At 33.6% G+C, this 24276-nt stretch carries 28 protein-coding genes and 1 other annotated feature; of the genes, 23 read left to right on the top strand and 5 right to left on the bottom strand.

The genetic code is table 11. The features are described 5' to 3' along the window. Positions 1 to 7 precede the first annotated feature (7 nt). From nrdI to HMPREF0367_RS06835, 12 genes are all read left to right on the top strand, one after another. Positions 8 to 361: a class Ib ribonucleoside-diphosphate reductase assembly flavoprotein NrdI gene (gene nrdI / locus HMPREF0367_RS06890; protein ID WP_015536364.1), complete on the top strand. Its 354-nt coding sequence runs from the start codon at positions 8 to 10 to the stop codon at positions 359 to 361. Continuing rightward, the gene (locus HMPREF0367_RS06885) at positions 354 to 911 is read left to right on the top strand and encodes a DUF3793 family protein (RefSeq protein ID WP_035402639.1); all 558 of its coding nucleotides are present in this window, start codon (positions 354 to 356) and stop codon (positions 909 to 911) included. Before nrdI ends, HMPREF0367_RS06885 begins: the two co-directional genes overlap by 8 nt. Before the next feature lie 175 nt (positions 912 to 1086). Beyond that, positions 1087 to 3027, top strand: a complete 1941-nt coding sequence (locus HMPREF0367_RS06880) for a BglG family transcription antiterminator (RefSeq protein WP_169815943.1) — start codon at positions 1087 to 1089, stop codon at positions 3025 to 3027. 11 nt (positions 3028 to 3038) lie between these two features. Beyond that, on the top strand, positions 3039 to 3395 hold the full coding sequence (locus HMPREF0367_RS06875) for a PTS sugar transporter subunit IIB (protein WP_051335213.1): 357 nt from the start codon (positions 3039 to 3041) through the stop codon (positions 3393 to 3395). A gap of 151 nt (positions 3396 to 3546) precedes the next feature. Further along, positions 3547 to 3879: a PTS sugar transporter subunit IIA gene (locus HMPREF0367_RS06870; protein WP_035402636.1), complete on the top strand. Its 333-nt coding sequence runs from the start codon at positions 3547 to 3549 to the stop codon at positions 3877 to 3879. A 1-nt stretch (position 3880) separates the two neighbouring features. Continuing rightward, a complete protein-coding gene (locus HMPREF0367_RS06865) occupies positions 3881 to 4192 on the top strand; it encodes a PTS sugar transporter subunit IIB (protein WP_035402634.1) in 312 nt (103 codons plus the stop codon). 2 nt (positions 4193 to 4194) lie between these two features. After that, positions 4195 to 5469 (top strand): PTS sugar transporter subunit IIC, encoded by a 1275-nt coding sequence (locus HMPREF0367_RS06860; RefSeq protein ID WP_051335212.1) that lies wholly within the window; start codon positions 4195 to 4197, stop codon positions 5467 to 5469. A 102-nt stretch (positions 5470 to 5571) separates the two neighbouring features. Then, the gene (locus HMPREF0367_RS06855) at positions 5572 to 7050 is read left to right on the top strand and encodes a glycoside hydrolase family 1 protein (RefSeq protein ID WP_035402632.1); all 1479 of its coding nucleotides are present in this window, start codon (positions 5572 to 5574) and stop codon (positions 7048 to 7050) included. Positions 7051 to 7078: 28 nt separating this feature from the next. Then, positions 7079 to 8011, top strand: a complete 933-nt coding sequence (locus tag HMPREF0367_RS06850) for an AEC family transporter (RefSeq protein WP_035402630.1) — start codon at positions 7079 to 7081, stop codon at positions 8009 to 8011. A 12-nt stretch (positions 8012 to 8023) separates the two neighbouring features. Continuing rightward, positions 8024 to 9487: a glycoside hydrolase family 1 protein gene (locus HMPREF0367_RS06845; RefSeq protein WP_035402628.1), complete on the top strand. Its 1464-nt coding sequence runs from the start codon at positions 8024 to 8026 to the stop codon at positions 9485 to 9487. 143 nt (positions 9488 to 9630) lie between these two features. Then, the gene (locus HMPREF0367_RS06840; RefSeq protein WP_035402626.1) at positions 9631 to 9849 is read left to right on the top strand and encodes a cation transporter; all 219 of its coding nucleotides are present in this window, start codon (positions 9631 to 9633) and stop codon (positions 9847 to 9849) included. 9 nt (positions 9850 to 9858) lie between these two features. After that, positions 9859 to 10221, top strand: a complete 363-nt coding sequence (locus tag HMPREF0367_RS06835; protein ID WP_035402624.1) for an ArsR/SmtB family transcription factor — start codon at positions 9859 to 9861, stop codon at positions 10219 to 10221. Positions 10222 to 10243: 22 nt separating this feature from the next. Here HMPREF0367_RS06835 and HMPREF0367_RS06830 read toward each other — a convergent pair whose 3' ends face one another. Next, a complete protein-coding gene (locus tag HMPREF0367_RS06830) occupies positions 10244 to 10597 on the bottom strand; it encodes an ArsR/SmtB family transcription factor (protein WP_035402622.1) in 354 nt (117 codons plus the stop codon). A 155-nt stretch (positions 10598 to 10752) separates the two neighbouring features. On the opposite strand from HMPREF0367_RS06830, the gene HMPREF0367_RS06825 reads away from it, so the two are divergent. Beyond that, complete coding sequence (locus HMPREF0367_RS06825; protein ID WP_035402620.1) at positions 10753 to 12621, top strand: heavy metal translocating P-type ATPase; 1869 nt, start codon at positions 10753 to 10755, stop codon at positions 12619 to 12621. A gap of 85 nt (positions 12622 to 12706) precedes the next feature. On the opposite strand, the gene HMPREF0367_RS06820 is transcribed toward HMPREF0367_RS06825, so the two are convergent. Both HMPREF0367_RS06820 and HMPREF0367_RS06815 read right to left on the bottom strand, forming a co-directional pair. After that, a complete protein-coding gene (locus HMPREF0367_RS06820) occupies positions 12707 to 13477 on the bottom strand; it encodes a Cof-type HAD-IIB family hydrolase (protein ID WP_035402618.1) in 771 nt (256 codons plus the stop codon). Positions 13478 to 13553: 76 nt separating this feature from the next. After that, on the bottom strand, positions 13554 to 14156 hold the full coding sequence (locus tag HMPREF0367_RS06815) for an HD domain-containing protein (RefSeq protein WP_035402616.1): 603 nt from the start codon (positions 14154 to 14156) through the stop codon (positions 13554 to 13556). 88 nt (positions 14157 to 14244) lie between these two features. Here HMPREF0367_RS06815 and HMPREF0367_RS06810 point away from each other — a divergent pair, with 88 nt between their 5' ends. After that, complete coding sequence (locus HMPREF0367_RS06810; protein WP_035402614.1) at positions 14245 to 14835, top strand: flavin reductase family protein; 591 nt, start codon at positions 14245 to 14247, stop codon at positions 14833 to 14835. Positions 14836 to 14935: 100 nt separating this feature from the next. Here HMPREF0367_RS06810 and aroF read toward each other — a convergent pair whose 3' ends face one another. Further along, the gene (gene aroF, locus HMPREF0367_RS06805) at positions 14936 to 15952 is read right to left on the bottom strand and encodes a 3-deoxy-7-phosphoheptulonate synthase (RefSeq protein WP_035402612.1); all 1017 of its coding nucleotides are present in this window, start codon (positions 15950 to 15952) and stop codon (positions 14936 to 14938) included. 36 nt (positions 15953 to 15988) lie between these two features. Next, positions 15989 to 16225 (bottom strand) — a binding site (T-box leader). 79 nt (positions 16226 to 16304) lie between these two features. On the opposite strand from aroF, the gene HMPREF0367_RS06800 reads away from it, so the two are divergent. Then, complete coding sequence (locus HMPREF0367_RS06800; RefSeq protein WP_035402610.1) at positions 16305 to 16946, top strand: DUF2238 domain-containing protein; 642 nt, start codon at positions 16305 to 16307, stop codon at positions 16944 to 16946. On the opposite strand, the gene HMPREF0367_RS06795 is transcribed toward HMPREF0367_RS06800, so the two are convergent. Next, positions 16943 to 17206, bottom strand: coding sequence for a hypothetical protein (locus HMPREF0367_RS06795; protein WP_015536357.1), 264 nt, complete (start codon positions 17204 to 17206; stop codon positions 16943 to 16945). The two genes, HMPREF0367_RS06800 and HMPREF0367_RS06795, sit on opposite strands and share 4 nt — an antisense overlap. Before the next feature lie 193 nt (positions 17207 to 17399). Between HMPREF0367_RS06795 and HMPREF0367_RS06790 the strand changes: the two genes are divergently transcribed. The 8 genes from HMPREF0367_RS06790 (at position 17400) to HMPREF0367_RS06755 (ending at position 24248) form a co-directional block, all read left to right on the top strand. After that, complete coding sequence (locus HMPREF0367_RS06790) at positions 17400 to 17729, top strand: hypothetical protein (RefSeq protein WP_035402608.1); 330 nt, start codon at positions 17400 to 17402, stop codon at positions 17727 to 17729. 12 nt (positions 17730 to 17741) lie between these two features. Continuing rightward, entirely contained in the window at positions 17742 to 18197 is a 456-nt protein-coding gene (locus tag HMPREF0367_RS06785) for a hypothetical protein (RefSeq protein ID WP_035402607.1), read from the top strand. A gap of 20 nt (positions 18198 to 18217) precedes the next feature. Continuing rightward, entirely contained in the window at positions 18218 to 18751 is a 534-nt protein-coding gene (locus HMPREF0367_RS06780; protein ID WP_035402605.1) for a DUF6652 family protein, read from the top strand. Between the two features lie 121 nt (positions 18752 to 18872). Beyond that, positions 18873 to 19403: a dihydrofolate reductase family protein gene (locus HMPREF0367_RS06775; RefSeq protein ID WP_035402603.1), complete on the top strand. Its 531-nt coding sequence runs from the start codon at positions 18873 to 18875 to the stop codon at positions 19401 to 19403. A 90-nt stretch (positions 19404 to 19493) separates the two neighbouring features. After that, a complete protein-coding gene (locus tag HMPREF0367_RS06770) occupies positions 19494 to 20009 on the top strand; it encodes a helix-turn-helix domain-containing protein (RefSeq protein WP_035402601.1) in 516 nt (171 codons plus the stop codon). A 147-nt stretch (positions 20010 to 20156) separates the two neighbouring features. Then, positions 20157 to 21287: a DUF362 domain-containing protein gene (locus HMPREF0367_RS06765; protein ID WP_035402599.1), complete on the top strand. Its 1131-nt coding sequence runs from the start codon at positions 20157 to 20159 to the stop codon at positions 21285 to 21287. A 122-nt stretch (positions 21288 to 21409) separates the two neighbouring features. Further along, positions 21410 to 22768: a Trk system potassium transporter TrkA gene (trkA, locus tag HMPREF0367_RS06760; RefSeq protein ID WP_015536344.1), complete on the top strand. Its 1359-nt coding sequence runs from the start codon at positions 21410 to 21412 to the stop codon at positions 22766 to 22768. Beyond that, positions 22752 to 24248 carry a TrkH family potassium uptake protein gene (locus HMPREF0367_RS06755; RefSeq protein WP_051335211.1) on the top strand — a complete coding sequence of 499 codons (1497 nt, stop codon included), beginning with the start codon at positions 22752 to 22754 and terminating at the stop codon, positions 24246 to 24248. Before trkA ends, HMPREF0367_RS06755 begins: the two co-directional genes overlap by 17 nt. Positions 24249 to 24276: the final 28 nt, after the last annotated feature.

Genomic DNA, 24276 nt, shown 5'->3' with positions numbered 1-24276 from the left:
GAATAATATGAAATATGCATATGCTTCAAGAACAGGCAATGTAGAATCCATTGTGAATGCTCTTGGATTAGACGCCACAGTTATTGAAAGTGGCAGTGAAACGATGGATGATGATTTTATCTTGTTTACGTATACAGATGGCTTTGGAGATGTTCCTATGGAAGTAGAATCATTCTTGATGACAAATGGAACAAAATTAAAAGGTGTTATTGTCTCTGGTGATCTTGGATATGGAGATGCTTATTGTAAAGCAGGTGACAAGATCAGCGAAGAATATGGAGTAGATTGTTTGTACAAAGTAGAAAATGCAGGAACAGAAGAGGATATTGCGGAAATAAGTAAGATTTTAGGCAATGTCTAAAGAACAAAAATTATTTGAAGAATACCTTGCGTATCATTGTGCGCCGGCATTAAAGAAATATAAATTAGCAAATATGTTTCATATTCCACGCACTGCGATACCTTGTGTAGATAGTTTGATTCGTGAGTATAACGAAAAATTTGCGGATAAGCATTTGACTTTTCGGATCCTGCAGGCAGATAAACCTCGTATAACAATTTATTTGTATTCATTTGAAATTCTCGAAAATGTATTACTAGATCCAGAAATTAGAACCTTCCTAGAACAATACGATTATCCTATACACTCTCTTTCTGCCTGTCTGGATCATTTAGATAAGCGAATGGAAGAAACAGATTTTCCTCACGAAATCGGTATTTTCTTAGGATATCCTTTAAGCGATGTCCTGGGTTTTATAAACAATGAAACATGCTGCTGTATGGGTGCATGGAAAGTATATAGTCCTAAAAAGGCTGAATATTTTAAATCATTGTTTAAACTCTTTGATCATGTTCGTGACCAGTTTATCTATGCAATAGAAAACGGTGTACGAATCGAACAGCTCGTTTAAAACTTTTTCCTTTTTAACTTAACTATACCTAACCTAACTAAACTTAATGATCAAAGAAAGATGACTGTCACAATATTGTGGCAGTTTTTTTTGTAGTTTATTTTACCTTATTTAGAAACTCTTTTATGGAAAATAATCATATGGATATTTATAAAACGGCATGATAAGCTTTAAAATGAGTGATAATATGAAAGAAGAGAGAGTAAAACTAATTTTAGAAAGTTTATCGGAAAATTATATTAGTTCAAATGTGTTAGCATCACAGATTGGTGTCAGTTCAAAAACAATTCGCAATGAAATTAAGGAAATTAATAGTATTCTTAAACATCATGGTGCAATTATTCAAACTAAGCCTAAGAAAGGTATAGCTTTAAACATCATAGATAAAATAAAGTATACTAAATTTACTAATTCATTGTCTACGAAACAACCTCAAGACATCCCGGCAACATTTGAGCAAAGAGTTCAATACTTAATTGAGTATTTATTAAATGCTCAACAATGGACAAAAATTGAGTATCTAGCAGATAAACTTTTTGTAAGTCGTTCAATTTTATCTCAAACTTTAAAAGAAGTGAGAAAAAGATTAAAAGTATATAATATTGAACTTGTAAGTAAGCCTGGATATGGATTGAAAGCAATAGGTAGTGAGTTTGATTTTCGCGTATGCATGACAAATATCATTGTAGATAACGTGGATAATCAAACACTACCCGATAACAAATGTGAAAACGACAAAAGAGAAATTCTTAAGAAAATTTCACAAATATTGAATAAGAATTTTGAATTTTTCGAATATCATATGTCCGATGTGTCTTTTCATAACCTTATTATTCATATTTATGTTGCATTATGTCGTATAGAAGAAGGACAAGAAACATATTTATCAAATGAGCAAATGAATCAAGTTCATGAATGGAAAGAATATAAGATGGCTCGTTTAATTGTAGAAGGTTTAAGTGAAGAGTTTAATGTAGATTTTCCAGATGATGAAATAGGTTATATTGCGATACATTTGGCAGCAAAAAGAATTGTAAGTATTGATGAAACAGAAAATGGGAATGTTATTATTAATGGTGAAGTTTATGAGATTGTTTCACATATGCTTCGTGCTGTATACGATTCATATCATATTGATTTAATGGATGATTTAGAATTACGAATGATGCTTGCACTGCATCTAGTTCCATTTGGGGTTCGTATGGCGTATGATCTTGTTTTACATAATCCCTTATTAGTGGATATTAAAACAAAATATACGATGGCTTATAATTTGGCTGTCGTTGCAAGCGAGGAACTAAGAAAACATTATAATAAGGAAATAAAAGAAGATGAAATAGGATATTTTGCGCTTCATTTCAATCTTGCTCTAGAAAGAAAAAACCGTAAACAAGATAAGAAAAATATATTGATTGTTTGTGGTACCGGTAGAGGAACTGCTCAACTGTTGATGTATCAGTTTAAAGATAACTTTGGCAAGTATTTAAATCAAATTTATACAAGTAATGCTTTAGGTATAAAAAATGTAGATTTTACTGATATAGATTATGTTATTACGACAGTTCCAATAGCTTATTCGGTACCTGTACCTATTTTAGAAATCAAATCATTTGTAGAGGATAGGGATGTAAAGACTATTAAAAGATTTTTATCACAAGGTCATAGTCGTACGATGGAAAAGTATTTTAGAAAAGACCTTTTCCTAACGAATGTGGAATTTGAAACAAAAGAAGAAGTATTACAGTATATGGTTAAAAAAATTGAATCAGTATACGATATACCGAGCGATTTTTATGATGCAATTTTCCATCGTGAACGACAAGCAGGTACCGAGTTTGGCAATTTAGTGGCCATACCACATCCATATAAAGCTATGACTAAAGAAACATTTGTATGTATTTGTATACTGAATAAACCAATCATATGGGATAAAAAGAAAGTTCAACTTATTTACCTTATGTCTATGGAAGATAATTCAAACAGAAATTTGATGACATTTTATAAGATAACGAGTAAATTATTAGTAAATCCAAAATATGTAAATGAACTTATCCAGAATAAACGTTTTGAAGTGTTACTGAGTTTGTTTGGAGAGATAGAATCAACATTGGAGTAACGAGGTAGAATATGCGAATTTTATTAACATGTTGTTTGGGAATGTCTACAAGTTTACTTGTGGAAATGATGAATGAGGCATGTAAGAAACAAGGGAAATCCCATAAAATATGGTGTGTAGATGAGAATTTGGTAGATTGCTCAGTAATGCAATGTGATATTTTACTTTTAGGGCCACAATTGAAGCATGTTTATAAACGATTTCATAAATCTTATGGTAAAATGGTTCCAATCGCAATGATTGATCAACAGGATTATGGACTTTTGGATGGAGAAAAAGTACTGGAAAAGGCAGAACGGATATATAATGAATTTCATCGTAATGGAAATTATATAGATGTTAAAGCCAATGAGGAAGAACAGACATAGCGCTGTTCTTTTTTTGTGGAAAAATATTAAATTTCCTTATTTATTTTTAAAAAACGAGGTAAATAACAAAATGGAAACGATTACATCTTTAAGCTATTATGTTTCTGTAAAACATGTAAGTGCACAAAACATGGAAAAGAGAGGGTAGTTTATGGACAATAACTATGAAACATCTTTTGGCTTAATTTTGAATGCAGGGAATGCAAAATCAAAATCCTTAATGGCAATAGAAGCTGCTAGAGAATTTGACTTTGAAGAAGCTTATTCTCTAGTTAAAGAAGCTGAAGAAGATTTACGTTTAGCTCATCAAACACAGACAGATTTGATCCAGGGTGAGGCAAGAGGCGAAAAAAGCGATATCAATATTATTTTGATTCATGCTCAGGATCATCTGACAACTGCAATGATCATGATTGATCAAGCTAAAGAGTTTATTCATGTTTATGAATTATTACAGAAAGTTTTACCAAAGGAGGAAGATTAATATGAGAATTATGTTAGCATGTGCAGCTGGTATGTCAACAAGTTTAGTTGTTTCTAAAATGCAGGAAGCTGCAAAAAATCAAGGGAAAGATTATAAGATTTGGGCGATTGAACAAGGCCAGATTCAGGATGAATTAGGGAACTTTGATGTATTGTTATTAGGTCCACAAGTTCGCCATATCATGCGTAAAGTACAAAAAATCGTTGATGGAAAAGCGCCTATCGCTGTTATCGATGCCGTTGCATACGGAAGATGCGATGGCGCAGCGGTTCTAGCTCAAGCAGAAAAGCTTGCAGAAGAAAGTGGTAAATAACCATGGCAAAGTTTACAGAAAAATTTGAAGACGGCTTGATGATCGTTGCTGAAAAGGTAGATGATAATAAGTATCTAGGAGCAATTAAAAACGCTTTTACTACATTCATGCCGTTTATTATCGTAGGTTCATTTGCAAGTTTGTTTAATACGTTAATTTGTTCAACAAGTACTGGATTGGCAGCGTTTATTCCAGCATTGGCAAAAATCTCTCCGGCTTTCACAGCTATTAATTTTGCAACCTTATCAATTATGGCACTTCCAATTTGCTTTTTGATTGGATCTGAGCTGGCAAAAAGGAATAAAGTTCCAGAACATATCTGTGCTATTACATCATTAGTTGCTTTTCTTTGTGTGGTTCCACAATCTGTTTCTATTGTAGTAGAAGGTTTAGAATCGGCAGTTAGTGGAGCAGGGTTGCCTGGTGATGCTATCGGGGCTCAAGGTTTATTTATCGCAATGATCATTTCGGTCTTAGTATCTGAATTGTTCTCTACTTTGATGAAGATTGATAAAATTAAAATCAAAATGCCTGCTTCCGTTCCGGCAGCTATTTCACAGAGCTTTAACACGTTGATTCCTATCTTAGTTTCTTTGGTTGTAGTTGGTGTAGCAGGTCAATTATTCTTCTTAGCAACTGGAACTTATATGAATTCTTGGATTTATTCTGTTGTACAAGCACCATTGGAAGCAATTTTCCAAAGTCCGTTTGGAGCTATTGCGTTATTTATGATTGCTCAGGTATTCTGGTTCTTGGGTATTCATGGAAATATGATCATCACACCAATTCGTAATCCATTGATTGCTAGTGCTTTGGCTGCTAATATCGCAACTGCAGCAGCTGGTGGTGTTCCTGATCAACCTATTACGTATGGAGCTTTAGTATCCTTTATTGTAGTTGGTGGAGCTGGGCTTGTTCTATCTTTGATTATTGCAATTCTATTATTTTCAAAACGAGATGATGAAAAAGCTGTAGCAAAACTTGGCTTAATTCCTGGCTTATTTGGAATTTCTGAGCCAGTGGTATTTGGGTTGCCTTTAGTATTGAATGTAACTTATGCTATTCCATTTATTTTGAGTGCAGGCTTGGCAACGGGATGCTTATTGTTTGCAACAAGTATTGGATTTGTTCCATGTAATATTGTTGATGTACCATTTGGATTCCCTATCGTTGTAAGTGCATTCATTGGTCATGGATGGCAAGGTGTTGTATTACAATTAGTGATTTTGGCGTTAGGTGTATTGTTATATACTTACTCCATTTGTTCTAATGTCTAATAAGCAATATCAAAGAGAACAAGAAAAATTAAACGCTGAAAAGGAATAAATAGTATATGTCAGGGAGTAGAAATACTCCCTTTAATTAAAAAGGAGCACATTATGCAGAAAAATAAATTTCCAAAAGATTTTTTATGGGGAGGTGCCGTTGCCGCAAATCAGTGTGAGGGTGCCTGGTTGGAAGATGGTAAACTTCCAAATGTAACAGATGTATTGGTTGGTATTATTCGAAGTGGAAATAATCCATCTATTAAATGGAACGAGGAAAAACAAATCTGGGAAATGAATTTGGATCCAGAAAAACAATATTTAAGTCATGACGGAATTGATTTTTATCATCGTTTTAAAGAAGATTTAACTTTAATGTCAGAAATGGGATTTAAAGCTTTTCGTACAAGTATTTCCTGGGCTCGTATCTTCCCAAGAGGCGATGAAGAAGAACCAAATGAAAAAGGTCTTCAGTTTTATGATCAAATGATCGATACCATGATTGATCTTGGTATGGAACCCGTAATTACATTATCTCACTATGAGACACCTCTTGCACTGATTGCAGAATATGGAGGATGGACGAATCGAAAATTAATTGGGTTCTTTGAAAAATATGTTCGTACAGTTTTGACTCGTTATAAAGGTAAGGTTAAATACTGGTTAACTTTTAATGAAATTAATAATGCGTTTAAGATTCCTTTTGCAGCGGCAGGTGTTGTATCTTTCCCACCGACAAATCCAGACGAACCAATGGCAGATGTAGATGAAAAAATGATCTATCAAGCATGTCATCATATGTTTGTGGCAAATTCATTAGCAGTAAAGGCATGCCGTGAAATTGATCCAGAAGCGCATATGGGGGTAATGTGTAGCTTCTCTCATATTGCTACATATCCTGAAAATTCGGATCCTGAAAATGTGGTAGGTACACATCTATTTAAAAGAAAGCATTATTTCTACACAGATGTAATGTGTAGAGGACATTATCCAAAATATATTTTAAATGAATGGGAATCAAAAGAAATTGCCCCTGTAATGGAACAAGGAGATGAGGAGACTCTGGCAAAATATACGAACGATTATATCGCTTTTAGCTATTATAGAAGTTCAGTATATTCTAAAAATGTAGAAATGAAATCCGATACAGGTGGAGCAATTGGTTTATCAAATCCATATTTGAAAGAGTCAAGCCCAGAACCATGGAAATGGCCTATTGATCCTGTTGGTTTTAGGTTGGTTTGCGATGAACTATATGATCGTTACGAACTTCCATTATTCCCGGTAGAAAATGGAATAGGTTTAAAAGAAGACGAGACAGATGGAATGATTGAGGATCCAGCTCGTGAAAAATATCTAAGAATGCATTTAGAAGAAATGGCAAAAGCTATTGAAGATGGATGTGAAATCTTAGGATATTTATGGTGGGGACCTATTGATATTGTATCAGCTGGAACTGGTGAAATGAAAAAGCGCTATGGATTCATCTATGTTGATCGTTTTAATGATGGAACAGGAGATCTTCATCGTAGTAAGAAAAAGAGTTTTGAATACTATAAACGAATCATTGAAACAAATGGTGAAGAAATTTAAATTTTAAATCTAGAAGAAGGTAAAAATTTTGGAATTAAGTTTTTTGATATTAAAACAGATAGTCTCCATGTTTTTAATGATTGTAGTAGGCTACGTGTTAGTAAGATCGAAAGCAGTTGAAAAGAATTTAGGCACTTTTTTAGCGAAGGTTGTTATGTATGTCGTATTACCTTGTACGATCGTTGATGCCTTTCAAATTGATAACGATCCAAAAACATTTTCAAATCTCTTATTTGCGTTTGTTGTAGCACTTGTGTTCAATATTTTGTTGATAATACTATCATATGCTTTTAAAAGTATATTTAAAATGAATGAAATAGAACAGGCTTCTGTTGCATATCCAAATTCGGGAGATATTTTGATACCTTTAGTGACAAGTGTTCTGTCTCCAACTATGACAGTATATTGTTGTGCTTTTATGGTGGTTCAGCTATTGTTTATGTTTACTCATGGAGTTAATTTATTAGCTAATGATTCAGAAAAAAATTTGAGTAACATATTGAAGAATCCTAATGTAATTGCAATTGTAATCGGAATCTTATTGCTTGCAATGAATATTACAATTCCTGAGATCGTTGGAAATGTTATAGATAGTTTTGCATCAATGGTAGCACCATTAAGTATGCTGGTTATTGGCTGTTCAATCACTAATTGTGATCTAAAAAGAGGGTTGGCAAAGAAGAGAACATATCTAATTGTATTAATTCGTCAAGTCATATTTCCAATAATATTTTTAGGAATTATCAAAATAACATCATTGGATACATTTATTCAGGATGGAGCATCAATTCTGTTGATTTTATACATGGCTGTAGCATCGAGCCCAGCAGCAACAATTGTAAACATAGTACAAAGCCATGATATGGATTCAAGTTATGCGAGCATTATAAATGTGGTCGGAGTAATCTGTTTGATATTTACAATGCCTATAATGGTATTTATTTTTCAAATGTTCATATAAAAGGAGAAAAAGATGAAATTTCCAGATAATTTTTTATGGGGTGGCGCAATTGCCGCAAACCAATGCGAAGGCGCATGGAATGAAGATGGTAAAGGTATGAGTGTTGCAGATGTTGCAATGTTTAAACCAAATGTGGATAAAAAAGACTATGTTTCTCAATGGCATATAGATATGGATGATATACGCAAGGCAAGAGAAACTGATGATGTTGTTTACTATCCAAAAAGACATGGAGTGGATTTCTATCATCATTATGAAGAAGATATAGCATTATTTGCAGAAATGGGCTTTAAGACACTTCGTTTATCAATTGCTTGGACTAGATTATTTCCAAATGGAGATGAAGAAAAGCCAAACGAAAAAGGGCTTTTATTCTATGAGAATGTATTTAAATGTTTACGAAAACACAATATAGAACCATTAGTCACGCTTTCGCATTATGAAATGCCTTTATATTTAGTAGAAAACTATGAAGGTTGGGCGAGCAGAGAAGTGGTTGATATGTTTGTGAAATTTGCAACGACTTGCTTTGAAAGATACAAAGATTTAGTTAAATATTGGCTGACGTTTAATGAAATAGACAGTGTTTTTCGTCATCCTTTTACAACAGTAGGTATCGTAGAAGACAACTATGCATCAAAAAATGAGGCAGAAGAAGCCATTTATAAAGCTTTACATCATCAATTAGTTGCAAGTGCTTTAGTCACTAAATATGCACGTGAAATTATTCCAGGTGCTCAAATTGGATGCATGGTTACAAAAACTTTAACATATCCTGAAACTTGTAATCCAGAAGATATATATCTAGCAATGATGGATAATAGGACGAATAATCTTTATACAGATGTACAAGTAAGAGGAAAATATCCTCTTTGGATCAAAAAACTATGGAAAGATAAAGGCTTTGAAATTCCTATTCTAGAGGGGGATGAGGAAATTTTAGCCGCTCATACTGTAGATTTTATTTCATTCTCTTACTACATGAGCATGGTACAAAGCATTCATGCTGAAAAACGAGAGAAGGTTGGTGGCAACTTAACAACAGGTGTCAAGAATCCATATCTTTCTACTAGTGAATGGGGATGGCAAATAGATCCAAAGGGATTAGAAATTTCCCTAATTGATTTGTATGATCGCTACCAGAAACCTTTATGGATCGTAGAAAATGGTTTAGGATACAATGATGTCGTTAATGAAGATGGAACGATTGAAGATGATTATAGAATCAATTATTTTGCAGATCATTTTAAAGCAATCGGTCATGCTATTGAAAATGGCGTAGAAGTAATGGGTTATACTTCGTGGGGATGTATAGACATTGTGAGTGCATCAACATCTCAAATGAGTAAACGTTATGGATTTATTTATGTCGATGTTGATGACTATAATAAAGGAACATATAAGAGATTAAAGAAAAAGAGTTTTGATTGGTATAAAAAAGTAATCGAAACCAACGGAGAAATCTTAAAAGATTAATCTAAAATTGTATTAATAGCTGTGATAGACAAATATTTTGTTAATCATAGCTATTTTTTATCTTTTTATCTTGACGTTATGGAAATAATTGTTACAATTAAATTAACGTATGAACAATTGTTCATATATAAAGGAGAACGGTTATGAAAAAGACGTATAAAATTGATGTAGATTGTGCAAATTGTGCAAACAAGATGGAAGAAGCTGCCAATAAAACAGAAGGTGTTAAAAACGCAGTTGTAAATTTCATGACATTAAAAATGATCGTGGAATTTGAAGATGGTGTTAACGCAAAAGAAGTTATGGGTCGTGTTTTAGACAATTGTAAAATTGTTGAAGATGACTGCGAAATCTTTTTCTAGGAGATTTTAATGGAAAAGAATAATATAGAATGTTGCGAAAAGATCGAGGTTCATGAAGAATTATTAAAAATCGTTCAAGAAAAAATGCCAGACGAAGTGAATCTATATGATTTGGCGGAATTATTTAAGATCTTTGGAGATTCTACAAGGATTCGTATCTTATTTGTATTATTTGAAGCTGAAGTATGTGTCTGTGATTTAGCGCAGGTTTTGAATATGAAACAATCGGCAATCTCTCATCAATTAAGAATTTTAAAACAAAATAAGTTGGTGAAGAGTCGTCGAGAAGGGAAATCTGTGTTCTATTCATTGGCTGATCAACACGTTCGAACAATTATTGGTCAGGGAATGGAACATATTGATGAGGATTAAAAAAATAAGGAAGTTTATTTCCTTATTTTTCTTTAAGATGATGTGCAGCCATAGCTAGAATTTCTTCAACGTGTTCATCATCCAGTGAATAATAAACTGTTTTTCCATCTTTTCTAGATTTAACGAGCTTTGATATACGCAATGCCTTTAATTGATGAGAAATGGCTGATTTTGTCATGTTTAAAACGTTGGCTAAATCAGATACGCACATTTCTGAGTGCTGTAAAGAAATTAGTAATTGAAGTCGGGTACTATCAGACATAACCTTAAAGAAATCGGATAGATCCATGATTTCATCAAAATTAGGAAGGCTGTTTTTTACTGTATCTACAAGATCTTGGTTTTGAGGCGCACAATCACAACGGTTTTCTAACATAGAATTCCCCCTTTTATTGACATTATAGTTGAAAGATTGAACAATTGTCAAAAAAAGAGATGCTTTTATATTGACAGTTGAACAATCAATACACTATAATATGTATAAAGTTGAATATTTGTTCAATTGTTTGAATAAGAAAAGGAAGAGATATTATGAACAAGAAACAAAAGAAAATGCTGACTCGAATTATTATCGCCTCGATTTTATTTATTGGTTTAAAATTAGTTCATCTACCTGAAATGGTTAATGTTATTCTTTCTTTAGCAACTTATTTTCTGATTGGGTATGATATTTTAACCAAAGCCGTAAAAGGGATATTGAAAAAACAGGTTTTTGATGAAAACTTTCTAATGGCTGTTGCGACAGTTGGAGCCATAGCTCTTGGAGATTATAGTGAAGGGACCGCCGTTATGTTGTTTTATCAGATTGGGGAATGGTTCCAAAGTTATGCGGTCGGTAAATCTAGAAAGAATATTAGCGATTTGATGGATATTCGTCCTGACTATGCCAATATTGAAAATGAGAATGGCGAACTTGTACAGGTGGATCCTGATGAAGTTGAAATCGGAACGATCATAATTGTAAAGCCCGGAGAAAAAATTCCCATTGATGGAATTGTCGTGGAAGGAAATTCTACTTTAAATACAAGTGCATTAACGGGAGAAAGCTTACCAAGGGATGCCTCAATAAATGATGAAGTGATCAGTGGATGTATCAATCTAACTGGTTTATTAAAAATTAAGACAACTCATGAATTTGGAGAGTCCACGGTTTCTAAGATCTTGGATATGGTAGAAAATGCCAGCTCTAAGAAATCAAGATCTGAAGCCTTCATCTCACGTTTTGCCCATTACTATACACCAGCCGTTGTATATAGTGCTTTAGCCTTAGCTATTCTTCCTCCAATCGTGTCTCTTTTGATGGGGATAGATTCGAATTGGTCAGAATGGATCTATCGAGCTTTAACATTCTTGGTTATCAGTTGTCCTTGTGCTTTGGTCATTAGTATTCCATTAAGTTTCTTTGCCGGAATTGGGGGTGCAAGCAATGCCGGTGTCTTGGTTAAAGGATCTAACTATCTAGAGGCATTGGCATCGACAAAATATGTAGTCTTTGATAAGACTGGAACAATGACACAAGGTGTTTTTGAAGTGAGTGGTATCCATCATGCAAGTATTGAAAAAGACAAAATATTAGAGTTAGCTGCAATGGCAGAAAGTTATTCCACACATCCTATCAGCAAATCTTTATTGCAGGCATATGGAAAACCAGTGGATAAAGAGCAAATTAAAAATGTAGAAGAAATAAGTGGACACGGAGTGATTGCGCAGATCGATGATAAAGAAGTTCTTGTAGGTAATGATAAGTTAATGAAAAAGTATGGCATTGAATATAAGCCTTGTCATGATGTAGGAACAATCGTACATATTGCGATTGATCAAAAGTATGTAGGACATATTTTAATTTCAGATAAGATCAAACCTCATGCTAAAGAAGCTATCGCAAGATTGAAAGAAGTTGGCATTAAAGAAACGATCATGTTAACAGGAGATGTTAGAACCGTTGCCAATAAAGTAGCCTCTGATTTGAATATTGATAAAGTGTATAGTGAACTATTACCGCAGGATAAAGTAAATAAAGTAGAAGAATTGTTGGAAAAGAAACAAGAAAAAGAAAAGTTGGCCTTTGTGGGAGATGGTATCAATGATGCTCCTGTATTGTCTAGAGTGGATGTAGGAATCGCCATGGGCGCTTTAGGTAGCGATGCTGCTATTGAAGCTGCAGATATTGTTTTGATGGATGATGACCCATTAAAGATTGCCAAAGCTATTAAAATCGCAAAAAAATGTTTACGTATCGTATATGAAAATATTTATTTTGCGATTGGTGTAAAAATCATTTGTTTGATCTTAAGTGCTTTTGGTATTGGAAATATGTGGTTAGCTATTTTTGCCGATGTTGGTGTGATGGTGATTGCGGTATTAAATGCAATTCGTACATTAAATGTGAAGAAGTTATAATGTTAGCTAGGATGCTTATAAAAAGGCATCCTTTTTTATGTAGGGATAAAAAAGAGGAAAGACATCATGTCGATCCTCAGCTTAATTATAAGATATTAAAATGTTTTAAGGCTTTGTAAATACCGTCGTTTTTAGAAGTGTCAGTAATATAATCAGCCGCTTCTTTTACACAGTCTTCGGCATTCTGCATGGCAACACCTATTTGAACAAATCTTAGCATGTCGATATCATTTTCTCCATCACCAAATGCCATTGTTTCTTCCTGCTTGATATCATAGTAGGAAAGGATATCTTTGATACCAATTGATTTTCCTCCAGTATTGGAAATGATATCTACACCATAAGGATTCCAACGTGTTAATTTACAATTGTTAAGTCTATTCATGATCAACTGTGATTCTTTCTCATTTGAAAATGCAGTGACTTGATAGATGTTTCCACCTTGGTATTCTTTAATAGGTGGTAAATCGGTTGCGATGGCGTCTTGTGCATGTTTTACGTATTCATTCACAAAATTAATGTAGAGCTCTTTGTCTTGAACAAGTACCAGTGGGATTTCTTTTTGTTTGAAGAGTTTTAATGTATTTTCTGTATCTTTTTTATTAAACGGATAGGATTGAATGATTTCTTTATCTTTGTTGAAGATTAGCTGTCCATTTAAACAGGCGTATCCATCAAAGGGGATATCTCGAATTGGTTGTTCTTCAATTTCGCATACATGTCTTCCAGATGCGATAAAGATTTTGATCCCTTTTTCCTGCAGCTTAGTTAAAGCAAATCTAGTGCTGTCGGCAAAGGAGCCATCTGTACTGGATAGCAGTGTTCCATCTATATCAAAGAAAATTGCCTTGATCATTTCTTTCACCTCGAGCCTTATTGTATAAGAAAAATAATGTCTTTGCGAGTTTTGTTTGATGGATTTATCATAGATTTTACAAATTTGCATCGTCGATAATTTTTTTCTTCTTAACATTTGGTTCAATAAAATTTTTATAAGAATACTCCCATAGGATCTTGGAACCTAGCTTCGTTTTTTCGTTTCGTTTTAAGATTTGTGAAAGACAAACCTTGTTTTCTTCCCACATCTTTCCATTTGTTGCATCATTTAACATTATTGGTTGAAAATTATCCATTGTATGAGCAAAATGGGCTTCTGGTGTTTCGTTGTTTTCAAATTCTTCCCAAAGCATTCTAAATTTCACTTTTTGATCTTCAGGAAGCAATCCAAAGATGCGATCTGCTGCTTTTGTTTCACGTTCTCTTTGTGTTTTGATTCCTTTTTGATCATAAGCATATGTATCTCCAACATCAATTTCAACGATATCATGGATCAATAACATGGAAATAGTTTTTAAAATATCAATTTCCTCGTTGGCATACTCACTTAAAAGCAGTGTCATTATGGCCATGTGCCATGCATGTTGGGCATCATCTTCTTTTTGTATGCCGTTTGTCAATAAGGTCTGGCGTGTGATCGTTTTTTCTTTATCAATTTCTTTTATAAATTTAATTTGTTTTTCTAGTCTTTCTTTCATGTGCTCCTCCAATTGAATACATTATACATTTTTTTGGCAAGACAAAAAATAACTTGTATAATATGAACATATTTAAAGGAGAAATAAGATGACAAGACAATATTGGCGAGCTTCAAATATGTTAAATCCGGTACCGGCCGTTATGGTTTCGTGTGCAGATAAAGAAGGTAGAGCGAATGTGATGACAGCTGCCTGGGCAGGGACAATCTGTTCAGATCCGGTTATGGTCTCTGTTTCAATTCGCAAAGAGCGTTATTCATATCAAATCATCAAAGATACAAAAGAGTTCGTGATCAACTTAACAACGGCTTCTCTAGCCAAGGCAACTGACTATGTTGGTGTACGTTCTGGCAGGGATATTGATAAATTTGCCTTGGAAGGAGATCTAAGGCTGACAAAACAACCATCAAAATGTGTAAAAGCTCCTTCAATCTTGGAAAGTCCAGTTTGTTTGGAATGCAAGGTGAAAGATATCATTGAACTAGGAACACATGATATGTTTATTGGTGAAGTTGTTTGTACATCGGTAGATGATGCCTATTTGGATGAGAATGGAAGATTAGATCTACAAAAAGCGGATTTAATTGCCTATAGTCATGGTGAATATTATCGATTGGGACAAAAAATAGGAAAGTTTGGTTTTTCTGTTCAAAAGAAAAAACGCAAGAAAAGAAAATAGTGAATTCGACAATAGTTTTTTATACGAGCAGAGCTGTTTGAAAGTACACGGAGTGCTGGATATAGGATGAATATTAAAAAAATAGCCGTGAATTTCACGGCTATAGTGTTTTATCTGTGATTTTGATGATTTGTTTGATATCTTGAATCAAGTCATCGTATTTTTCTGGTTTTAAAGATTGTGGTCCATCACACAATGCACATTCAGGGTCATTATGAACTTCGATCATTAGACCATCGGCACCGGCAACAACGGCTGCTTTTGCCATTGGATCAACTAACCACCATTTTCCTCCTGCATGACTTGGGTCAATAATGATTGGTAAGTGTGTTAATCGTTTGATAACAGGAATTGCCTGCAGGTCCAATGTATTTCGTGTATAGGTTTCAAATGTGCGAATTCCTCTTTCGCATAAGATTACATTTGGATTTCCATTTGCCATGATGTATTCAGCAGACATTATCCATTCTTCATATGTATTTGACAAGCCTCGTTTTAATAAAACAGGCTTTTTAATTCGTTTTCCGACTTCTTTTAATAAATCAAAGTTTTGCATGTTTCTAGCACCAATTTGAACAAGATCAACTTTATCATTAAATTCATCGATATATTTCTCTCCCATTAATTCTGAAACGATAGGAAGACCTGTTTCCTCTTTGGCAGCAACTAAGATATCTAAACCTTGTGTTCCCATGCCTTGAAATGAGTAAGGGCTTGTTCTAGGTTTATAAGCACCGCCTCGCAACATATGCGCACCACTCTTTTTGATTGAACGGGCAATTTCTATGACTTGTTCTTTAGATTCAACAGAACATGGGCCAGCAATTAGTGTTAGGTTATTACCACCTACTTTGACACCACTAACATCAATAATAGAATCTTCGGGATGAAAAGCGCGGTTGGCAAGCTTGTATGGCTCACTGACTTTCATAATGCGTTCAACACATTCATCCACTTCAAATTGTTTTGGGTCTACACGTGTTGTATCTCCAATAAGTCCAACAATGGTAGACATTTCTCCTCTTGACAAGTGGGTCTTTAATCCCATTCTTTCAACTTTGGCGATGATTCGATTTACATCGTTTTCTGTGGCTCTAGGCTTAAATACAATAATCATTTTATTTCCTCCTATATAACATAAAAGTCCCTTTGCCATAAGGGCGAAAGGGACTGTCGCGTTACCACCTTAATTCAATATGACCTCACAATCATATCCTTTTCGAGTACAAACATACTCTAACACAATAACGGGTGTACCCGGACAAACCTACTATTATTTCAGCCGTCTACTCCAAGATGTATTCAATGAATCTTCAAATCTCTTTTCCACCAGCCAAGAGCTCTCTATGTCTGAACGATTTCATTTACTCTTTCTTTTCCTTGTAGTTGTTCCTATTCTAGTAAAAACATGAATCAATGTCAATGAAAAAAATTATGGATTGTCTTATAATGCTTGCAGAGGTGTTTTTATGAGCAATGATAACATATTGAAAAGAATATGGTATGTCTTTAACGGAATATATGTAGTGACATTGTTTTATAGTGTATTCGTCAATTATACCGAAGACGATATGAATGGTGTTTTTATGTGTGGCGTAGCAGTTTTAACTCTTGTCATGGTGCCGTTGATCTTTAAGATCTTTCATTTTAAGCCAATCTATGAAATTTATTTGATTGCGACTACATTTGCGTATATTGCCAGTGTATGGGGAAGTACGCTGGGCGGTTATGGTTTAAAAGGTTTTGATAAGTTTTTACATTTTTCAAGTGGCTTTTTAATGTTGACGGTAGCTATCATGCTGTATTATTTATTGAGCTCACATAATGAAATAAGAACAAAACAGGAAAAAAGAGTATTTTATGTGTTTATAAATGCAGTCAATATGGCGATTGCATTGTGTTGGGAATTCTTTGAGTATGCTATGTTGATATTCTTTAACAATGATGCGATCAATCATTATACCCAAGGAGTTCATGATTCTATGACGGATATGTTATGTGCAACGATAGCAGGTTTGTTGTTGACAATCTGGATCATGAAAAGTCGATCAAATTTCTTTATGAATACGGCGCAGAAATTTTATGAACTAAATGTAAAAAAGAAGCCTTAACCAAGGCTTCTTGTTAGGTGAAGATGACTTGTTTTATCCTGAATATCTTCAAAGCACTTAATGATACTCATGATGGAGTCACTTACCAGATCATACTGTTGAAATTCAATATACATATCTTCAGAATTATTTAATAAACTTCTATATAGTGATTTTAACGAATTATTCTTACTTGAACGAAAGCCAAACAACTTGCATAAATAATCTATAGGGTCTGCATTGGATGCAAGACTATTCAAATCGATTGTATATTTTTTCATTGAAAACAACTCCTTTCATTTGCTTACATTTTATCAAAGATAAAAAATGTATTAAAGCCTTTAGTACAATATTAACGAAATCTTAACATTCCTTTTTCATGGTGCTAATCAATATTCGTGGTTTGGAATCTTTGTTGTATAATATAGCTGTAAAAGACATATCAAATTGTTGAAGGAATGAAAATTGTGTAAAATGTATAAGGTTAAAGAAGCGGATTGGGAAAAGTTTAGAAAAAAGATTGGCTTTTGGCAGGAAAACTATCTAAGAAGGCTAAATAAAGAATATATTGATATATTGAAACAAGACAAAGCTGCATCTGAAATTTTTTGGACTCTAGAAGAGAAAATCAAAAAAGATAAAAAGAGTGTGGAAGTTATGGTAATAATGAGACGATCCATTATACTGGATATTATATTAGAATTAATACGAGATAATGTAATTGAATTTAAAGATATTGACGAATTTAGTGACGATTTAAAAGATACTGTGCGACAAATTTTTGATTATAAAAATAATATTTAAGGAGATAATCTAATGGTTCTAAAAAGATTTTTTTCAATTGCTGTTATGGTTATTTTATTTGTAAGTGTAGTTGGTTGTTCATCACAAGAAATACATGATCTAAATGATTCAAAATTGATCTATGAAGAAACCATATCACCAAATCGCGAATATGTTGAAAATGAAGAAGATATCGTAGATTACACAATAGAAATATATCAAGATAATGAAAATAATATTTTAGTTTATTCGACATCTAATTCTGAATTTTTTGATCCACTTCAGTGTGAAATGGAGTGGGATGAAAAGATGAATGAATCAGACATTTTTATAGAATGGACAACTTTGATGGGAAGCCAGACTTCAAATCAAGATGATCAATTTGCATTGGCAAATGTATCGTTTTTAAAAGATGGACAAGTTGTACAGGAAGTAAAAATTAATTTTGTGGATCAAGGAATAGAGATCATTAAAGAAATAATTAGATGATAGAAGCAGGAGAATGAAACGTGAACAAATCCAAGATGAAATTAAGTGCTATTTTAAGCAGGCTGTTTTTTATTTTATTGATCATTAGCGTTGACTCAATGTATGTGTTGCCATTTTTGTTTGAGGATTTCCCATTAGACTGGCTTATACAAATTATTATCCCTATTTTATATGTATTAAGTGTTATTAGTCTTTTCTTAATTAAAAAAGAGATCGATGGTGATCATACTTTGATCAAAATGGCAATGATAGGCAAAGTCGCTTTGATACCTTGGTTTTGTGTCAATGCGTTTTGGATCACACTTTTATTCCTAAGTGGGATTATATTGCCTTTAAACTGGCTTGGATTGCCAGTAATACTTGTTATAGATGGATTGATATTGGCTATTACTTCGTTGTATTCAAGTGTAGGAATATATTCTTTTTATCGTAAACATCAAATGTCTTACAGAACATTGTTAATTGTTTTACAGTGGATTTTTATTGTGGATGTTGTTAGTTCCATTGTTGCGTTTATACAATCTAATAAGAAAGTAAAACTTCAAAAAGAATAGTATGATGACATTTTTAAAGTAATCGTATGAGTGATTTTAGTACATATAGAAATTTAAAATTAGCAGAAGCATTGTTTAAAAAAAGCAGATCATACAAATTTGAAAAGGTAGACAGTTTATTATGAGAAAGATTAGTTTGTATATTGCGATGAGCTTGGATGGCTATATGGCAGATAATAAGGGTGGAGTAAACTGGTTAAAAGGTCAAGATGAAAATGATAATACAAATAAATCCTATTCTGAATTTATAGAAAAAATAGATACAATAATCATGGGATGGAATACGTATCATCAAATTGTTACAGAACTCTCACCGGATTTTTGGCCATATGAAAATCAAATTACATATGTTATGACGCATAGAGAAGAAGCTTCATCTGAGAAAATTCGATTTATAAATGAAGATTTAAATGAGTTTGTAATAAAGTTGAAGAAAGAAAAAGGAAAAAATATCTGGATTTGTGGAGGAGCTAATGTTGTGCAACAATTGATGGATGAAGATCTTATTGATGTTTACAATGTTACTATAATTCCAACTATTTTAGGTTCAGGTGTACGACTCTTTAAAAAAGGTAAAAATGAAATAAAGCTTAGTCTTGTAAAAGCGAAAACATATAATGGTATGATAGATGCAGTATATACAAGGTGGTGAATGTTATATTGCCTGAATGTTAAAAAGCGTTGCTTGTTATGATATAGAGCTCTTCATAGAATATTGGTAGATGAAAGGAGTTCTTCTTATATGTTAAGTGAGAATATTAAAAAGATTCGAAAATCAAAAGGATTGACGCAAAAGGATCTTGCTCTTCAATTAAATGTTGTTCGTCAAACTGTTTCAAAATGGGAACAGGGTTTATCGGTTCCGGATTCTGAGATGTTGATTTCTTTATCGAAAGTGCTTGATGTCCCTGTTAATGTATTGTTGGAACAAAATCTACATACTGAAAATGAATTAGAAATAAAGGATCTCTCGCTAAGGTTGGAAGCTATAAATGTATATCTTGCACAAAAGGAGAAATCGAGAAAAAAACGGTATCAAAAATTGTTGATATTGTTATGTGTTTTAGTCGTACTGATTTTTGGGTTTTTAGTGTATTTCAATAGTCCGTATCTAGAATGGAATTATGCAAATCCTGAAAGAGCTGTTTTAGGTGCAGGCTATCATGTGTTTGAATGGCTGTTTGTTCGCATCGCACCAGTCATTTTAATTTGTGCTATTGTAGAAATAATAGTATTGAAAAAAGCATTGAGAAGTTAAAGATTGAAAATGTTCAGAAAAATACATCTAATTTCAGGAAATATCATTCTTAAGAAGTGAATCACTTTTTTATGAAGATAAGAATTATTTTTTGTCTTTTCATATTTAGCTTCGAGGATTAAAATGAACATAGTAGGAGGTTTAGTTATGGAAAAATCAAAGGTATACTATACAGATTTTCATGCTCATTTAGGAGAAGGTTTACCAACGAAATTGAAAAGACTGGTAAAAAAAGCGGGTATTGAAGATTTAGACTTAGATGGGAAATTTGTTGCGATCAAGATGCATTTTGGAGAATTAGGAAATATTTCTTATTTACGTCCAAATTACGCCAAAGCAATTGTTGATGTCGTTAAGGAACTAGGAGGAAAACCTTTTTTGACAGATTGTAATACGATGTATCCAGGGTCTAGAAAGAACGCTTTAGAGCATTTGGAATGCGCTTGGGAGAACGGTTTCACACCACTTAGCGTTGGTTGTCCAATTATTATTGGAGATGGACTTAAAGGAACTGATGATATTGAAGTGCCTGTTAAAGGTGGAGAATATGTCAAAAATGCTAAAATTGGACGTGCTGTCATGGATGCAGATGTATTTATTTCTTTAACGCATTTTAAAGGCCATGAAATGACAGGGTTTGGCGGAACGATCAAAAATATTGGAATGGGATGCGGTTCTCGAGCAGGAAAGATCGAACAGCATTCTAGCGGATTGCCTCATGTAGATCCTGAAAAATGTAGAGGTTGTAAACTTTGTTTAAGAGAATGTGCAAATAATGGTTTACAATTTGATGAAGAAGCTAAGAAAATGACAATTGATTCAAAGAATTGTGTTGGTTGTGGTCGTTGTGTTGGTGCATGTAATTTTGATGCGATTTCTTTCAATAATGATCATGCCAACGAGATCTTGAATTGTCGTATGGCAGAATATACGAAGGCTGTAGTAGACGGAAGAGAACAATTCCATATTTCTTTGATTGTAGATGTTTCGCCTAACTGTGACTGCCATGCGGAAAATGATATTCCGATTTTGCCGAATATTGGTATGTTTGTATCCAAAGATCCATTAGCCTTGGATCAAGCTTGTGTTGATGCATGTTTAAAAGCAACTCCAATGCCAAATAGTCAGCTTGCCAAACATTTGGCAGATCCTAATTTTGAAGATCAACATGATCACTTCAGAAATTCAACGCCTGAATCAGAATGGCGCTCCTGCTTGGATCATGCGGCAAAGATTGGCTTAGGCTCTCGAGAATACGAATTGATTGAGATGAAATAATATAGAAGACATGGGCAACCGTGTCTTTTTTATTAATGTATGAAAACATCTTTTGATATGGACTTTTTATTATGTTGTAGTACAATAGTGTACGCTAATAAAGTAGTTTTGGAGGAAGGACTATGAAGATCATCATTGTCGGAGATGGAAAAGTTGGTTTTGCGATTGCAAAGCAGCTTAGTAAAGAAGGCTATGATATTACGATTATTGAAAATAAGCCTCAGGTTTTGAATTTGACTATGAATTTGTTGGATGTCGTTGGAATTCAGGGAAATGGAGCAAACTATGATGTGTTAAAAGAGGCACAAGTTGACCAGGCAGATTTAATCATCGCTGCTACATCCAGTGATGAAATTAATATCATTAGTTGTTTAATGGCCAAAAAGATGGGAGTAGGAAATACGATTGCTCGTATCCGTAATCCAGAATATGTTAAAGGCTTGAGAATGTTAAAAGAAGATTTAGGCTTGAGTTTACAAATAAATCCTGAACAGACGGCTGCCATTGAAATCGTCCGATCTTTAAGTTTTTCTAACTTTATCAAGACGAGTTCTTTTGCAAAAGGACGTTTGGAGTTAGCAGAAATCAAAGTGTTAGAAAACAGTCCGTTGATAGGTAAAAAGATTTCTAAACTTGGTGATGCTTTAAAATCGCAGATACAATTTGTTGCCATTCAGCATGGCAAAGAGGTTTCCATCCCTAATGGAGATACCGAAATTCGTCTACATGATAAAGTAACTTTGACAGGATCTACAAAACAGTTAGAAAAGTTCTTGTGTGCAATTGGAGTACTTCAACAACGCAGCGTACATGAAGTTATGATCGTTGGCGGAGGGAAGATAACTTTCTATCTAGTTCCAATGTTGTTAGAGTTAGGAATTGGTGTCAAGGTCATAGAAATGAAAAGGGATAGATGTCTGGAATTGGTTGAAAAATTCCCGGAAATTACAGTTATTCATGGAGATGGTACTGATCATGAACTATTGTTATCTGAATCATTAAGAGATATGGATGTATTTATTGCTTTGACAGATAATGATGAAGAAAATGTTATCATATCGATGTATGCTTCTAATCAGGGAGTAGGAAAAGTAATTCCAAAAGTAAATCGCGTATCTTTAGGATTTTTATTGGAAAAACTCGGTATTGAAAATGCAATCACACCAAAAAACCTGACTGCAAATCAAATTGTTTCTTATGTACGTGCGATGCAGAATACTCTTGGCAGCAATGTTGAATCATTGATCAAGATCGTGGATGATCAAGTTGAAGTCTTGGAGTTTAGGGTTCGCAGTAATTGTAAATTTATTGGAATTCCTTTAAAGGATTTGAATTTAAAAGAAGGGATTTTGATTAGTTATATTACCCATCGTGGAGTTTCTAGAATTGGTGTAGGTAGCTCTAGGGTTGCTTTAGGCGATACAGTGATTATTGTAAGTACACAACAAGGATTGAGGGATATTAATGATGTACTCGCTTAATAGAACTTTGCAGACATTTAACTGGCGGGTAATCTTTAATATCATTGGTCATGTATTGATGATTGAAGGGTGCTTGTTGTTGTTTCCGTTGATCGTTGATCTGATTTATTCACAACATGTATGGGATGCGTATCTAAAGACAATTGTTATTTGTTTAGTAATCGGCTTTCCTTTATCACGTATGAAAGAAAAACATAAGTCTTATTTTGCCAAAGATGGATTTGTAGCTGTTGGATTATCTTGGGCTATTCTTTCTTTTTTTGGGGGACTTCCTTTCTTTTTTACGCAGGAAATTCCAAGTTTAGTGGATTGTTTCTTTGAAACGGTTTCTGGATTTACAACCACTGGTTCAAGCATATTGACTGATGTAGAGGCTTTGAGCCAGGCTTCTTTATTGTGGAGAAGTTTTACGCATTGGGTAGGAGGAATGGGTGTACTTGTCTTTATTTTAGCTATTATTCCTCGTTCTAACGATCGTACCATGCATATCATGCGTGCAGAAGCTCCAGGTCCTGTCATAGGAAAGTTAGTACCTCGTTTGAAAGATAGTGCTGCAATCTTATATAAAATTTATTTTGTTCTGACTATTATTATGATTTTATTCTTACTGGCTGGTGGAATGCCGTTATTTGATTCGCTTTGTACTGCTTTTGGAACAGCAGGAACAGGTGGCTTTTCCATCAAAAATGTGGGTATGGCTTATTATAATAGCGTATATTTGGAAATGGTTGTTACATTTTTCATGTTGTTGTTTGGAATAAACTTCAATTTGTTTTATTTTCTTCTTATTAAAAATGTAAAAGCAGTATGGAAAAATGAAGAATTACGAACATATTTGATTATCGTAGCTTTTTCAATTCTAATGATCATGTGCAATATTGTCCATTTATATGATAATTCCTGGTTTGAGGCATTTCGTTATGCTTCTTTCCAAGTCGCAAGTATTATATCTACTACAGGATTTTCTAGCACGGATTTTAATTTATGGCCACAGTTTTCAAAGATGGTATTGTTATTGTTGATGATAATTGGTGCTTGTGCGGGATCTACAGCTGGTGGTATAAAAGTGAGTCGTTTCTTGATTTTGTTAAAGAAGACTAAATTAGATATTCAAAAATTGCTTCATCCACAAAAAGTAGAAGCTATTACCATGGATCAAAAAATAGTTGATGAACAAGTCGTGCATCAGATACTCAGTTATTTTTTCTGTTTTATGTTGATATTAGGGTCTATATTGTTGATCGTATCTTTAGATGATTTTGATTTGGAGACAACGCTTTCGGCTTGTTTCACATGTATTGGTAATGTAGGACCTGGTTTAGGTATGGCTGGCCCTTTAAGTAATTTTTCGATGTTTTCTGATTTATCCAAGATTGTTTTATCATTTGCTATGTTGATTGGACGTTTGGAAATTTATCCAATCATTATATTTGTCGTTCCTTTGTTTGCTACAAGAAAAACAAAAAGACATAGAGATTAAAAAAGGGGGTCTAACAGTTAAAAGTTAG

Source organism: Faecalitalea cylindroides ATCC 27803, from assembly GCF_000469305.1.
GTDB lineage: Bacteria > Bacillota_I > Bacilli_A > Erysipelotrichales > Erysipelotrichaceae > Faecalitalea > Faecalitalea cylindroides.
This window is presented reverse-complemented; position numbering and strand designations above follow the sequence as displayed.

Bases quoted from the DNA above. Each gene is read 5' to 3' on its own strand.
- HMPREF0367_RS06810 (WP_035402614.1), top strand. From the start codon at position 14,245: ATGACAAGACAATATTGGCGAGCTTCAAATATGTTAAATCCGGTACCG.
- HMPREF0367_RS06860 (WP_051335212.1), top strand. From the start codon at position 4,195: ATGGCAAAGTTTACAGAAAAATTTGAAGACGGCTTGATGATCGTTGCT.
- HMPREF0367_RS06815 (WP_035402616.1), bottom strand. From the start codon at position 14,156: ATGAAAGAAAGACTAGAAAAACAAATTAAATTTATAAAAGAAATTGAT.
- HMPREF0367_RS06820 (WP_035402618.1), bottom strand. From the start codon at position 13,477: ATGATCAAGGCAATTTTCTTTGATATAGATGGAACACTGCTATCCAGT.
- HMPREF0367_RS06880 (WP_169815943.1), top strand. From the start codon at position 1,087: ATGAGTGATAATATGAAAGAAGAGAGAGTAAAACTAATTTTAGAAAGT.
- HMPREF0367_RS06865 (WP_035402634.1), top strand. From the start codon at position 3,881: ATGAGAATTATGTTAGCATGTGCAGCTGGTATGTCAACAAGTTTAGTT.
- HMPREF0367_RS06840 (WP_035402626.1), top strand. From the start codon at position 9,631: ATGAAAAAGACGTATAAAATTGATGTAGATTGTGCAAATTGTGCAAAC.
- HMPREF0367_RS06825 (WP_035402620.1), top strand. From the start codon at position 10,753: ATGAACAAGAAACAAAAGAAAATGCTGACTCGAATTATTATCGCCTCG.
- HMPREF0367_RS06790 (WP_035402608.1), top strand. From the start codon at position 17,400: ATGTATAAGGTTAAAGAAGCGGATTGGGAAAAGTTTAGAAAAAAGATT.
- HMPREF0367_RS06855 (WP_035402632.1), top strand. From the start codon at position 5,572: ATGCAGAAAAATAAATTTCCAAAAGATTTTTTATGGGGAGGTGCCGTT.
- HMPREF0367_RS06770 (WP_035402601.1), top strand. From the start codon at position 19,494: ATGTTAAGTGAGAATATTAAAAAGATTCGAAAATCAAAAGGATTGACG.
- HMPREF0367_RS06785 (WP_035402607.1), top strand. From the start codon at position 17,742: ATGGTTCTAAAAAGATTTTTTTCAATTGCTGTTATGGTTATTTTATTT.
- HMPREF0367_RS06800 (WP_035402610.1), top strand. From the start codon at position 16,305: ATGAGCAATGATAACATATTGAAAAGAATATGGTATGTCTTTAACGGA.
- trkA (WP_015536344.1), top strand. From the start codon at position 21,410: ATGAAGATCATCATTGTCGGAGATGGAAAAGTTGGTTTTGCGATTGCA.
- HMPREF0367_RS06830 (WP_035402622.1), bottom strand. From the start codon at position 10,597: ATGTTAGAAAACCGTTGTGATTGTGCGCCTCAAAACCAAGATCTTGTA.
- HMPREF0367_RS06835 (WP_035402624.1), top strand. From the start codon at position 9,859: ATGGAAAAGAATAATATAGAATGTTGCGAAAAGATCGAGGTTCATGAA.
- HMPREF0367_RS06755 (WP_051335211.1), top strand. From the start codon at position 22,752: ATGATGTACTCGCTTAATAGAACTTTGCAGACATTTAACTGGCGGGTA.
- HMPREF0367_RS06885 (WP_035402639.1), top strand. From the start codon at position 354: ATGTCTAAAGAACAAAAATTATTTGAAGAATACCTTGCGTATCATTGT.
- aroF (WP_035402612.1), bottom strand. From the start codon at position 15,952: ATGATTATTGTATTTAAGCCTAGAGCCACAGAAAACGATGTAAATCGA.
- HMPREF0367_RS06795 (WP_015536357.1), bottom strand. From the start codon at position 17,206: ATGAAAAAATATACAATCGATTTGAATAGTCTTGCATCCAATGCAGAC.
- HMPREF0367_RS06775 (WP_035402603.1), top strand. From the start codon at position 18,873: ATGAGAAAGATTAGTTTGTATATTGCGATGAGCTTGGATGGCTATATG.
- HMPREF0367_RS06870 (WP_035402636.1), top strand. From the start codon at position 3,547: ATGGACAATAACTATGAAACATCTTTTGGCTTAATTTTGAATGCAGGG.
- HMPREF0367_RS06875 (WP_051335213.1), top strand. From the start codon at position 3,039: ATGCGAATTTTATTAACATGTTGTTTGGGAATGTCTACAAGTTTACTT.
- nrdI (WP_015536364.1), top strand. From the start codon at position 8: ATGAAATATGCATATGCTTCAAGAACAGGCAATGTAGAATCCATTGTG.
- HMPREF0367_RS06765 (WP_035402599.1), top strand. From the start codon at position 20,157: ATGGAAAAATCAAAGGTATACTATACAGATTTTCATGCTCATTTAGGA.
- HMPREF0367_RS06845 (WP_035402628.1), top strand. From the start codon at position 8,024: ATGAAATTTCCAGATAATTTTTTATGGGGTGGCGCAATTGCCGCAAAC.